Source organism: Photobacterium sagamiensis, from assembly GCF_050337085.1.
GTDB lineage: Bacteria > Pseudomonadota > Gammaproteobacteria > Enterobacterales > Vibrionaceae > Photobacterium > Photobacterium sagamiensis.
Map to the genome: position 1 here is coordinate 42263 of NZ_JAKJSP010000019.1, position 12748 is coordinate 55010.

Sequence of the window (12748 nt, forward strand, 5' to 3'; positions counted from 1 at the left end):
AATTAATGGACTTGGTATAAAGCTTAGCGTAAGAAGAAAGCCAGCATCAGTTTTTGCAGCCAGCCACCATAAGGCGGAGTAACCAGTTTGGCGGTATTGATCTTCCCCCTGCTGAGAACCGTCTTGGCTTTAGAAAAAGTCAGGAAGCCTTCGTTACCATGGTAATGCCCCATCCCTGACGGTCCGACACCGCCAAACGGAGCATCATCGGCCCCGACATGGAACACCGTTTCATTGATGCACATACCACCAGCATGGCTGGTGGTTTTAACCCGTTGCTGCAGCTCAGCATCGAAGCTCATCAGATACAGTGCCAGCGGGCGAGGGCGCTGTTGGATGTATTCCAGCGCTTCATCTACCTCACGGTAAGGGATAACGGGCAGTAACGGACCGAAAATCTCTTCCTGCATCAGCGTCATCTCATTGCTGGTATCAAGTACCAGGTGGGTGATCATCCGGTGTTGCAGGTCATCTCGGTTATGCTCATGACAAGGGATCACGGTGGCCCCTTTGTGTTCAGCGTCTTCCAGCCAGCTGCTCAGGCGCTGGTACTGACGTTCATTGATGATTGAAGAAAAGTCTTTATTGGCAACACCCTTCGGATACATTTTATTGAACTGTTTTTTGTATTCTGCAACAAAGTCATCGACTTTATCTTCCGGCACTAAGACATAATCCGGTGCCACGCAGATCTGGCCGCCATTGAGGCTTTTGCCATAAATCATCCGCTCGACAGCAAGCTCAACGGGCATATCCGGGGCAATAAGGGTCGGTGATTTACCGCCCAGCTCGAGGGTGACAGGGGTGAGATTATCAGCGGCGGCATGCATGACATGGCGGCCGACAGCAGTCGAGCCGGTGAAAATCAGGTGATCAAACGGTAATGCGCTAAAGGTGGCGGCAACATCGGCCTCACCTTCAAAGACGGCCACTTGTTGGGGCTGGAAGATCTCAGCCAGTAATTTGCGCAACACTTTATTGGTGTGCGGGGTAAATTCACTGAGTTTGATCATCGCGCGGTTACCGGCTGCCAGGGCGGTAATTAACGGGCCAATGCTCAGCATCACCGGGAAGTTCCACGGTACCACAATACCAATGACGCCGAGCGGCTGGTAAACCACTTCGACTTTTCCCGGCGCCAGCAATAAACCGGCATGACGCTTAGACGGCTTCATCCACTTCTTCAGGTGCCTGATGGTGTAATTGATATTCATCACACAAGGCAGAATATCGGCCATCAGACTATCTTGCTGACTGCGCTGGCCATAATCCTGATTGAGCGCTTCACATAATGCGGTCTTATGCTGGAGCAAGGCGTGTTTGAGCGCTTTCAGCTGGCTGATCCGCTGCGCGTGATCCGGCATAGGCTGGGCCAGGAAACGGGAGCGCTGCTCTTTTAGTGTATTTTGCATTAATGCATTATCTAAATTGCTGACTACCGGTTCTGCCATCGTCATCACTGTTCCCTCACTGTTCGCCTTGTTATGCCGGGCTTATGCAATAAAACCGACCGACTGATTGGTCGGTTAAAGTATAGCGGATAAACCGAAAGGGGCAATGTCGTGCGTCATTCAGCTGCTGGTGGTTGTGGCAGGGCGGGATCTTGATGATTAGAGCTTTGTATGGCCGCTTTTATCGGCATGGAATACGTCGCTAAATGCGGTGAAATAGCGATGAAGTTGTGCGGCTTGTTGCGGTTCAGCCAGAAGTTCCAGCAATGCAATACCGGCTTCACAGGTACACAGGTTACCGGCTTGCTGGTTGCGTCGTAGTTGGTAGGCCGATGTATGTTGCGGGGTTAAGGCCAGTCGTGGCAGTGCGGCCAGCCAGGGGCTTTTGCGTACCATTTTCCGTGCTTCCTGCCAGGTGGCATCGAGGATCACAAACAGTGGGGTTGTGCCGGGGAGGGATTGAAAAGGGTTGGCCGGATGCTGCTCATCGCTGGGAAATAATAGCCACGGCTGATACAGCCTGTTGTTGAGCTGTTGCAATAATGGCTGCGGTGGATTGACCCGATCCCAGAGGTAACGCTGGCAATGAGGCAGGGTGCGCTCTAACAGGACACCTGTATTGGTGTCTTTATGGCATTCCTTGGGGTGGGTGAGCAGGATAAAGTGAGCATTGCAGCTCAGTTGCGGCTCAAGATGACAGATGCAGTTATGATTAAAACCGCAGCGCGGGCAAGACATAATACGATTTCTCTTGAAGTTGTAGATCGAAATAAAACGGGTATATCGCCGGGGGAGTCTGGCACAACCCCGTCGATAAGAGCAAGCGAGCGGTTTACGGCTGCCGGCGACTATTGCTTGTCTAACTGCAACCCCTCACTGCCTAAACTGTAGGTCTGGCCGTTGATCATTTCTTCATACACACTGAGATGCTTGCCGTCGAGGGTAAACAAGCGCTCACTGTTAAGGCGTCGGCCCTGATGTTCGGTCATCATCACCTGTACGGTATTTTCTCCCGCCTGTTGCCAGAAGCCGGTTTCCACAATACTCGGATCCTCATTCTGATAATCATAGGTCGTGGTGGCGGAGTGATCCGGGTTAAGGGTGACAATGGTGGTCAGCCCTGAGCCGCCCTGAGATCTGCTACGGTATTGGCCAGCCCAGTGCAGGGTTACATCCGTCGCACCTAAGGTCGCACATCCCTGATATCGCTTGCCTTGCCATTGAAGCACTGACTGCCAACCGAACAGGGCATCACTCATGGTGTCGTTACATTGTGCTTTGGTTAAGGTGAGATCGAAGTCTTCGCCGTGGTATTGCTGTTTGCCGGAAACAGCCGATTGCCTGGTGATGGTTTGACTCTGGCGATCCTGTCCTATTTGCAGCAGGGTAACCTGATTGCCGTTAATTTCGGCGGCCCAGCCAGGCTCATTGCCAAAAGCGCGGGTGGTGTGCGGAGGTTGCTTGCACCCGCCGCTCATTTCGGCTGAAATCAGGTTGATCTGCTTGGTGTTAAAACGACCGTCGTAATCGGCCGCGAACCCTTCTGTCGGTGCCGGCTCTAAATAACCGATCACTTCGGCATACATGGCCTGATACCCTCGGGGGGTGATCAGCGCCAGTGCTTCACGATCGGAAATTGGCGTGTTGAGCCAGTATTGCAGGCTGCTGCCACAAGGCTGGATACTGTTGCTTTCATGGCCGAGGATGACCATACCACGCATCATAAAGGCTTGAACGGTTGTGCCATCAGCTGTTTTTTCTGCGGATTCCGGGGTGATCGCTATGGCGCTTGAAGATATAGCGTCTGAAGGAGCCGGTGATGATACCGTCGAGCAGCCCGTTAAGACGGCAAGTGCGGCAAAGGGCAAGGCTAGCCGAATCCATGGATGTGTCATTCAAATACCTCTTCACGATCGATAGGGTTGCAGGTGAGAATAGTCAATTATAGCGATTGGTGATTAAAAACCGGGCTTTATCGATAGACACCTTAAAAGCGAAAAAAGTTTCCGGTTGGAAATTGAAACGAATGACGAGCGACGGCTTGTTAGCCACAAAAAAAGCTGCCTTTAGCAGCTTTTTTGTGGCGGGGTGTCGTATTACAGTAAGTTTTCAGCCAGGTAATGGGCGACGGCTTCATCGACACTGGAGCCGATGACTTCATGATTTGGCAGGGCTTTTTTTACTTTCTCATGTGAGGTACCCATCACCAGCCCTTTGCCGGCCATGCTTAACAGCTCGACATCATTCATGCCATCACCAAAGGCGATGCAATCTTTTAGCTGGTAGCCTTTTTCTTTCGCCACGGCTTCCAGAGCATGGCCTTTCGAAACGCCAGCATTCATCACTTCCAGGCACCAAGGGGTTGAAAAAGCAACGTTAGCGCGCTCCCCTAACTGTTGGTTAAACCGGGTTTCCCATTTCACCAGTTTATCGTGATCTTCGTCATGACGAATAAAGAATACTTTGGCAATCCCTTCCAGCGGCGGGTTGTTGACGTCAAAAAGCTGGTAGCTAAAGCTCTCATGAAAGTCTTTTAAACTGTCGTCTTCTTCGCTGAGCAACCAGTCATCGTTACGATAAAGGTGGATTTTCATTTCATTATCGTCTTTGGTCATCTCAATGAGTGTTTTTACAACATCTGCCTGCACATCCTGTTGGAATACCACCTCCCCTTGACTGTTATGTACCCGGGCACCATTTGAGGTGATCATATACGCCGGGATCCCAAGGTGCTCACGCATACTCGCCACATCGATGTGATGGCGACCGGTGGCAAAAACAAAGTCTTTGCCTTGCTGGTGTAAGCGGTTGAGCACGCCTTTAGTGAATGGGGTGATTTTATGGTCCGGGGTTAAAAGCGTACCGTCTAGATCTGAAGCAACAATTTTGTACATGAAAATTCTCGGTAATAGGGACAGGGGACGGTGCAGGTCGTCTGGCCTGTACCTAATTCGTATGATGAATTCTAAACTACTTCTTGTCAGAAAAAAGAGGCTATTATTATGTTTTTACATTTCCGCTTTTCTGTCAGGCTCTTCTTATACCAATTCCATTAATTATCTAACTATTCAGATGATTAATGGATTTGGTATGACTTTAAAACGAGCTCTGGTTCAGGTGCGAGAAAGTCGCAGCCAACACCGGATTACGGTATTGATCTTGCTCAAACAGCAGTTCATGGCGAGCGCCTTCAATGATTGTTAACTGACACGGTCGATCAGCCTGTAGCATGGCCTGATAAAAGCGCTGGTGGGCCAGGTTATCAACAATATGATCGGCGCTGCCTTGGAGTAGTAAAATCGGCGTAGTGATTTGCGATGCCTGCTCAATACAACGGTTAGCCGCAGCCAAGCCTTGCCAGACCCAACGGGCACTCGGGCCGCCAATTTTCAGCTCCGGTTTGCTTTCATACAGCTCGCGGAACCACTGATAGCGCACCTGACTCTGACAAAGCGGGTTATCAGTGAAGGGTTTGGGATAATAAGGTACCTGCCCTGGCGCGTAATCTGGCTGGCGCTGCAACTGCTCGACGACTCTGGCGAGCGGTGAGGCAATAGGCTTCATCCAGTTTGAAATGCGGATGCCATGCATCGGCGCGCTAAGTACTGCGCTATCGATCAGTGCCGGATACTGAGCGAGAAATAGGGTGGCAATCGTGCCGCCCATGGAGTGGCCCAGCATGAAGTGTTGCAGGTAATCTTTCGGTTTGACCACCGTATCGAAAAAGGTTTTCAGATCGCTGACATAGTCATCAAATTCTTCAACATGCCCCAACTCGGTATCTTGTGCCAGGCGATCAGAAATACCCTGACCGCGGTGATCCAGGGCATATACGTCATAACCTTGTTTGACTAAATCGTAAAAGAGCTCCTGGTATTTCCAGTAACTTTCGATACGCCCATTGACCACAATAATCGCTTTGTCATGGTTATAGCCTGTCAGGCTGACCCAGCCAATATTGAGGTTATCGACACCTTGAAACATGCCTTCTTGTCGATATTGCCACATATTAGCGACCGGACCAGCCATGGTATCGGTGAACTGGGACTCCTGAGTAAAATCAAAATAGCGGGGTGGTTGGGCTGTCATGTAATCCCTTAGTTTGGCAAATCATAATGTTGATACTGGCTATTGATAGTAAAAAGTATAACCTAATCCCCCTGGTATTAAGTAATACCCACAGGATTGGATCAGAGACTTATCTTGATTAGTATAACTGCACGATATTTATCAGAGCTTGAGTCAGGATTAGGTAGAATAACTACAACCTGGTTTCTATAATCAGTTATTTGTGTAAATTGATCGGATTATTGGCTGTATTTATCATGAGCTCTGGAGTGTTGTTGTGAATATTGAAGTTTGGTTGGCATATCTGGCTACGGCCGTGGTTTTCAGTTTTGCCCCAGGCTCGGGTACGGTTAACTCTATCAGTAATGGTATGGTTTATGGTTTTCGTAAATCATTGGCGTCTATCTTAGGTCTGCAGATTGGCCTGGCTTTTCATATCATTTTGGTGGGGGTCGGATTGGGGGCGATCGTCGCGCAGTCAGCACTGGCATTTACGGTGATCAAATGGGTCGGCGTGGTGTATCTGATCTGGCTCGGAGTGCAAAAGTGGCGTGAAAAAGCGACCTTTAATGTGGAGGTGATTGGTAAACAAGTCTCCGCATGGCTACTTTTTAGGCAAGCGGTTGTAGTAAACCTGACAAATCCTAAAACAATTGTATTTTTGGTCGCTTTATTCCCTCAGTTTCTTAACCCGGCAGAACCGCAAATGATACAAATAACGGTGCTGGGTATTACCACCGTTGTTATCGATACTTGTGTAATGTTGTGTTATGTCACATTGGCATCGAGATTAACGGGTTATATTCGCTCATCTCGGGTTATGAATACCTTAAATCGTGTCTTTGGATCAATGTTTATTGGTTGTGGTGCTTTACTCGCTTCTGCTCGTGCTTAATGATTGAATGTTAGGAAACTATCGTTGTTTGCCGCTATGCTGATATGATCTGAACGGTTGTTCGATCATCATTTTATGGATTAAAAGGATAATTACAGTCACTCATGTATTCTTATGTCGCTCGCCAGCCTATTTTTAACCGTCAGCAACGCACTGTCGGTTACGAGCTGCTGTTTCGTGATGGTGAAAGTAATGCTTTTCCGTTAATTGAAGCCAATAAAGCAACCTGCCGGCTGCTGGTAGAAAACTATATGGCGGTGGGGGATAACCTTGCCACCTCCGGCCAGCGCTCCTTTATCAATTTCCCCCATGAGAGCCTGATACAGTCACTGCCTCTGATGCTGCCGAAAAAACGGGTGGTTATCGAAGTACTGGAAACCTGTGTACCTGATGATGAATTGTTTGAGGCAATTAAATTTTTACATCGCAATGGCTATGTGATTGCCCTTGATGATTTCGAACTGTCCCCGCAGTGGCTGCGTTTCTTTCCGTATGTGCACATTATCAAACTGGATTTGATGACGCTGGGGGTGGAGCAAGCCTGCGAGTTTGTGGCGCGGTATCAGAAGCATAAGCTGAAATTTCTGGCCGAAAAAGTGGAAACCCATCAGGATTTTGAAACCGCTTACCGGGCGGGGTTCCATTTTTTTCAGGGTTATTATTTCAGTAAACCGGAGCTGTTAAAGAATCGTCAGGTAGAGCCGGAAAAACTGACCACAGTAAGGCTGTTGCAGGAGATCTGCCGTGAACCGGTTGACTTTCAACGGGTAGAAAAGATCATCGGCAGCGATGTCTCATTGTCTTATCTGTTACTGCGTTACGTTAATGCGGCAAGTAGCCGCACCATTGAGCCGATCAGTTCGTTTAAGCAGGCTTTGGTGTATCTGGGGGAAGATAAAATCCGGATGTTTGTCGGTGTGGTTGCCACGGCACATGCCGCGCTGGATAAACCCAAAGAGTTGTATTCGCTCTCATTGCAGCGGGCGCGGATGTGTGAGGTACTGGCGAGAAATAGCAGCCTTAACGCGAAAGCTGATCAGGCATTTCTCACCGGTATGTTTTCACTACTGGATGCGTTGCTGGATAACTCTCTGGAACAGTTAGTGGCATTACTGCCGCTGGAACAGGAAGTGCAAGCCGCGTTGCTGAACCACCAGGGGCTATTGGGCCAGGTGCTGGCTTTATTAGATGCCTATGATCAGGCCGACTGGCCGCGAGTCACTGAGTGCTGTCGTGACTTAGGCATTAAAGAAGAGATGGTCGCAACAAGCTATCAGCAGGCCGTGACCTGGTCTGCAAAATATAGCCAGTATTCATAGGCTTTGCGCTTTGTTGTAGGTGTTCATTATGAACACCTACTTCTTATCTTAATGACTATTTAAATTATGGTTCTTGGCGAGTCGCCGCCAGTACGATTTCACGAATACAAACGCCTTGTGGCTGTGCAATGGCAAAGCTAACTGCACGCGCAATATCATCGGGTGCTAATGCGCCGCCCATACCGTCTTTCCATTCTTCATAACCGGCCTTGATGTCATCACTGGTCGTGTGGCTTAGCAATTCCGTTTCTACTGCGCCTGGAGCAATCGTGGTAACACGAACATTAGAAGCCGCCACTTCTTCACGAACATTTTCTGTAATGGCATGCACCGCAAACTTAGTACCACAGTAGGCTGCGTGATTACCGAACGTTTTACGGCCTGCAATCGAGCTGATGTTAATGATGGTGCCGCTGTTGCGCGCTTTCATTGGCGTAAGTACCGCTTGCATGCCGTTCATTACGCCAATCACATTCACATCAAACATGGTTTTCCACTCCGAGGCATCCTGGGTATCCAATTGGCCAAGCAGCATCATGCCTGCGTTATTAACAATGGCATCCGCAGGCCCGTAGACGTTTTCCGCCTTGGCAATCGCTTGTTCAAATGACGTTTTATCGGTCACATCCACTTTTGCACAAAGCGTGTTTGGCAGGTTAAGTGCTTCAAGGCGCTCAACACGACGAGCCAATAGCAACAATGGGTGACCGTCATCACTTAGGCGACGTGCAATTGCTTCGCCAATACCAGAACTTGCACCTGTAATAACGATTAACTTTTTCATGTTGCTTCTCCGAATTTGAGTTAATCAACGAGCGTGAATGGCTTGGCTCGTTGCGATGGCGTTATAGTACGAGAACCGGAATTGTTGATATATACTGATTAAGTTCAAATACTGTTGTCATGCTGCAACAATGTTTATTGCTATAGATTAGGTGTCGTCGTACATGCTCAACAAAGTCAATCTTGCTGATATCCGCTCATTTGTATTGATTGCCCAGCAAGGCAATTTCACCAAAGCGGCGGAAGTGTTATCCGTTTCTCGCTCACACGTTTCTCGCCAAATTAGCGCGCTTGAAAAGCAAATGGGTGTGACGCTGCTTATTCGCACCACCCGTACTTTGCGCTTAACCGAAGCGGGAAAGCTGTTTTACCAGCAATGTGAAACGGCATTAGGCCAGATTGACCAAGCACTAATTACGGCAGTGGATGATACTGAAGAGGTGCGGGGCAAAATTCGTCTCAACTGTGTCGGCGGTTATTTAGGGGAAGAAGTGGTATCGCCGATGGTATGCGAGTTTATGAATTGCCACCCTGAGATAGAGATACACCTTGAATTTAGCAGCCACCGCATCGATTTAATTGATGACGAATTTGATCTCGCGCTTCGCATGGGCAAGATCGATGATGCCGGTTTTGTGGCAAAGCGGCTGCTCAACCTTGAGATGGCCACGCTCGCCAGCCCCGCTTATTTAAAATGCCACGGGGGGCTTGAGCACCCAAAAGATTTAATCGATCATCGCTGTATTACCGGTTCGGTTAAAAAATGGCACTTTCAAAAAAAGAATAACACTAGCCAAAGTTATAATGTGCAAGTTGATGGTCAGCTGGAATGTAAAAATGGCCGAGTTTTACTCAAAGGTGCCCTGATGGGGAATGGCATCATTCGCGTACCGCTGATTTATTGTCAGCAAGAAGTGCAGCGTGGTGAGTTGCAACGTGTACTCAATGAATGGAACATTCCAAACGTTGAATTTTCCGCCATTTATCATCGCGACCGCTATCAACCTAAGCGACTGCGTGTATTCATTGAATTCATGAAAGACTACTTCGAGCAGATTGGAAAAAACAAATAAGAATCGCATGAGTGCGAGCAGTCGGCAGCTATTACCCAAATGACGGTCTGTGCCATGAAGTCAGAGTAAGTTCAGGTACTTATTCTGGCTTACTGCTATATTCAGAGGCAAGAGATGACATCGTAGAATATAATCTCTCGGAACAAGTACAGCAGGAGGTGTGGAGCGTGAGAGAGAAGGTGTGGTTTTTTGATCTGTTGCGATGTCTTGCAGCGGTGGCGGTGGTGGTGATCCATGTACTGGGACCTTACCGTGATCAGCTCGGGGTGATCACCGATAGCGAGTGGATCACGGCCATTAGCTTTAACAGCTTCAGCCGCTGGGCAGTACCTATCTTTATTATGATCACCGGCGCCCTGATGCTGAGTGACACCCGTGATTTTGAAGCCAAATACTATGTGAAACGCCGTTTGGGCAAAGTACTGCTCCCCTTTTTAGCCTGGTCAGTGTTCTACGCCCTGTTATCCGGATTGACCTTGGCCGGCTTTGATCCCGGCGTGGTGGTGCAAACCCTTCAAGCCTTACCGATACATGAAACCTACTACCACCTGGGTTTTTTCTATTACTTCATTCCGCTCTATTTTGTTGTGCCGCTATTCCAATGGCTGGTGCGAAAATATGATCGTGGCAGTGTGATTGGTATCACCGGCGTCTGGCTAGCCCTGACAACCTTATTTCTGTTCAAGGTTGGCGGATTCTGGAGCAACGAGCTGATCCTTTACAGCGGCTACCTGCTGCTAGGTTACTGCCTGTTTCAGTTTCGCTGGCCTTCGCTGATATGGTTACTACCATTAGGCATAGCTGCGTTGCTGTTAACGGACTATATGGTGGTGAGCAACAGCCTGATCAAAGGGGAATACACGGTCGGCCGCTGGCTTTCTTATAAGACCCTGAATACGGTACTTATCGCCGCGATGATATTTGCCGTATGCCAGCGCTATGGTGAGCAGTTGAGTGAATTCTGGAAGCAGAAACTGGCGTTCATGAGTCGTTACAGCTTAGGTATTTACTTATTGCATCCGATATTTTTATGGCCGGTAAGAGAATTTAATCTCTATTTTGCCCATCCCATTATTATGATCCCGTTCTGGACCTTGGTCTGCGGTGGCCTTGCACTGACGGCCAGCTGGTTGATAGCCAAAAGCAGTAAGACGGCCTGGCTGGTACCTTAACCAGCCAGAAAGATCAAAGATGCAAAGGCTGGGGTTAGTCTCTTTGTAAGGCGAAGTGAACAAAGGTGCGGCCTTTATAGGTCATGATACCTTTATCGCCGGGATTTAAGGCGTGATAGTAGTGAATGCCAACCATGAATTCACGCTTAGGACCGCCTTGAGCGGGCTGAACATAAATCCAATAATCTTCGTTGTCTGCGCCTGGCTGCGCACCGATAACCGGGACATTTTGCTTAGCTAAAATCTCGACCTCAATTTTCTTTTCCGGGGCGTTTTCACCCAGCATATGGCGACGATAAAACCGTACATAGTAAAAAATGGAAAGAATGAGTAGCGTGACGATAGCCAGGATAATCCATGTAGGCACCGGTCATCTCCTTAATAGGCTCGGTAACATTTTGTAAAACAGCATTATTATCTGCTTAATCTCATGACGGTATCACCAGGCGATGAAACCGTGACCCCGCCAGGATTTTCTGGTGTTCTGAGCAAAGAGATCGGGCACTGAAGTATAATTGTAATGCCTGAACGGAGATTTTAGCGTTAGTCACCGGTTGTAAATCAGTGTCAGCATGCTTTGCATGGCTGTCGACTCGCGCTAAGGTAAAAGAAAGATCAGTAAGGAAGGAAATCCTATGGCAAATATCGAAATGGTAGTGACACGCTCGCGACGTATCGAGCATTTGCTTCGTCAGCATTACCATGCAGAAGGAAAAGGGCTTCACCAGTTAATCAGTAGTTGTGAAGAGCGTTTGCCTCACGAAATTCTGCCAAAGCTGCGTTTTATTGCTTCAGTACGTAATAAAACGGTCCATGAAGAGGGTTACCAGTTAGATGATAAGCAAGGCTTTCTGAGTGCTTGCCATGATTGTGAAAATGAACTGACGCCGCGTAGCGGGCGCTTTGTCTGGAGCGTGGCTGTTTTACTGGTGCTGGGCTTTACTGCGCTGGCGATCTGGTTTTATTCCGTTCACTGGCATCATATCGATTTATCCCCGAAATAGTTCTTTAATCCCTTCACCGTAATACGCTCTGGGCTCTGTTTTTGTGACAGGGCCTTTTTGTCTTTCAATTCATTGTATTTTCTCAATGGTCGCTGCTATCTGCCTGATTGCAGCGCTTTTCAGTGCTTGAGAAAATTCAGATGTGTAAGCGTAAGAGTGACGCTTTGACAGATAGAAAAATGGCGCCGAAAGGCGCCATTTTTATGAATTTGTATTTTACTTAATAGATCACAGGCAGTGTCATCAGACCAACCACAACTGCGATCATCATAAGCCCTTGTTTTTGTGAAGGGGTTAACATGGTTAGGCTCCTTTGTTTGCTGCTCAATTGATCGTGTTAAAAAGAATAGCATCTTTTTTGTTGGTTAGGCAATAGCTGGGGTTGATTTTGTTCAATAAAAACAATTTAGCTGGCATTAATTGGCCTGTTTATGGGAAAGAAACTGTGTTTTTTGGTCTGATTGAAAATTGTACTGATTGATCTTTCCTTTGTCTTTGTTGTCTCAAGTGGTTGTTTTTATTTGCTTAATTTTGAGTGGTAAGTGAGAGGTTTTGTGGTGGTAAGTTGTTTTTTTAAAATATCGGATCAAAATCATGGTGAGGCTGTTTAAGGGTTTTTAAGTGGGGTTGGATGTATGGTGAAAATCAAAACATTCAGTGTTCATCGTAAAAGTTAGAATAAATACCTGCTTTGGTTGGATAATTTAGGCTTATAAGTTACTGAATAAAAGTGATGGTAGGAGGCAGTGGCTATTTGATAATAGATGAAGTGAAAATCCGGGAAACTGATAAGTTTCAACTTTTAAGCTGTTGAGTTAGAAGGAGTCTTGTTTATCAATAATGTCGAAATATAGCTGTTATTAGCCTTGAATCTGATCCCGGGAGGTAAAAAAAAGCGAACCAGAAGCTGTTTGATCTCAGTGAGCGGCTGTATCGGCGAATTTCCTGCTTCTTTACTGTCACAGCAGGCTCTGAATAAGACC

The 12748-nt window shown here is 47.7% G+C and carries 12 protein-coding genes; 5 read left to right on the forward strand and 7 right to left on the reverse strand.

What is annotated here, in order from left to right:
- Positions 1-23: 23 nt before the first annotated feature.
- From L4D76_RS08920 to L4D76_RS08940, 5 genes are all read right to left on the reverse strand, one after another.
- The gene (locus L4D76_RS08920; RefSeq protein WP_428440559.1) at positions 24-1457 is read right to left on the reverse strand and encodes a coniferyl aldehyde dehydrogenase; all 1434 of its coding nucleotides are present in this window, start codon (positions 1455-1457) and stop codon (positions 24-26) included.
- A 153-nt stretch (positions 1458-1610) separates the two neighbouring features.
- Positions 1611-2189 carry a tRNA-uridine aminocarboxypropyltransferase gene (locus L4D76_RS08925; protein ID WP_428440560.1) on the reverse strand — a complete coding sequence of 193 codons (579 nt, stop codon included), beginning with the start codon at positions 2187-2189 and terminating at the stop codon, positions 1611-1613.
- Between the two features lie 110 nt (positions 2190-2299).
- Positions 2300-3346, reverse strand: a complete 1047-nt coding sequence (locus L4D76_RS08930) for a COG3650 family protein (RefSeq protein WP_428440561.1) — start codon at positions 3344-3346, stop codon at positions 2300-2302.
- Between the two features lie 201 nt (positions 3347-3547).
- Positions 3548-4345, reverse strand: coding sequence for a Cof-type HAD-IIB family hydrolase (locus L4D76_RS08935; RefSeq protein ID WP_428440562.1), 798 nt, complete (start codon positions 4343-4345; stop codon positions 3548-3550).
- A 202-nt stretch (positions 4346-4547) separates the two neighbouring features.
- The gene (locus tag L4D76_RS08940; protein ID WP_428440563.1) at positions 4548-5540 is read right to left on the reverse strand and encodes an alpha/beta fold hydrolase; all 993 of its coding nucleotides are present in this window, start codon (positions 5538-5540) and stop codon (positions 4548-4550) included.
- Between the two features lie 256 nt (positions 5541-5796).
- Here L4D76_RS08940 and rhtB point away from each other — a divergent pair, with 256 nt between their 5' ends.
- Positions 5797-6414, forward strand: coding sequence for a homoserine/homoserine lactone efflux protein (gene rhtB, locus L4D76_RS08945; protein WP_428440564.1), 618 nt, complete (start codon positions 5797-5799; stop codon positions 6412-6414).
- Between the two features lie 104 nt (positions 6415-6518).
- Positions 6519-7733 carry an EAL and HDOD domain-containing protein gene (locus L4D76_RS08950; RefSeq protein ID WP_428440565.1) on the forward strand — a complete coding sequence of 405 codons (1215 nt, stop codon included), beginning with the start codon at positions 6519-6521 and terminating at the stop codon, positions 7731-7733.
- Positions 7734-7797: 64 nt separating this feature from the next.
- Here the strand turns inward: L4D76_RS08950 and L4D76_RS08955 are convergent, their stop codons facing one another.
- Entirely contained in the window at positions 7798-8517 is a 720-nt protein-coding gene (locus L4D76_RS08955) for an SDR family oxidoreductase (protein WP_428440566.1), read from the reverse strand.
- 163 nt (positions 8518-8680) lie between these two features.
- On the opposite strand from L4D76_RS08955, the gene L4D76_RS08960 reads away from it, so the two are divergent.
- Complete coding sequence (locus L4D76_RS08960; RefSeq protein ID WP_428440567.1) at positions 8681-9589, forward strand: LysR family transcriptional regulator; 909 nt, start codon at positions 8681-8683, stop codon at positions 9587-9589.
- A 167-nt stretch (positions 9590-9756) separates the two neighbouring features.
- On the forward strand, positions 9757-10761 hold the full coding sequence (locus L4D76_RS08965) for an acyltransferase (protein WP_428440568.1): 1005 nt from the start codon (positions 9757-9759) through the stop codon (positions 10759-10761).
- A 34-nt stretch (positions 10762-10795) separates the two neighbouring features.
- Here the strand turns inward: L4D76_RS08965 and L4D76_RS08970 are convergent, their stop codons facing one another.
- Positions 10796-11128 (reverse strand): DUF2500 domain-containing protein, encoded by a 333-nt coding sequence (locus L4D76_RS08970; protein WP_428440569.1) that lies wholly within the window; start codon positions 11126-11128, stop codon positions 10796-10798.
- 268 nt (positions 11129-11396) lie between these two features.
- On the opposite strand from L4D76_RS08970, the gene L4D76_RS08975 reads away from it, so the two are divergent.
- Positions 11397-11765: a DUF4145 domain-containing protein gene (locus L4D76_RS08975; protein ID WP_428440570.1), complete on the forward strand. Its 369-nt coding sequence runs from the start codon at positions 11397-11399 to the stop codon at positions 11763-11765.
- The last annotated feature ends 983 nt before the right edge of the window (positions 11766-12748 follow it).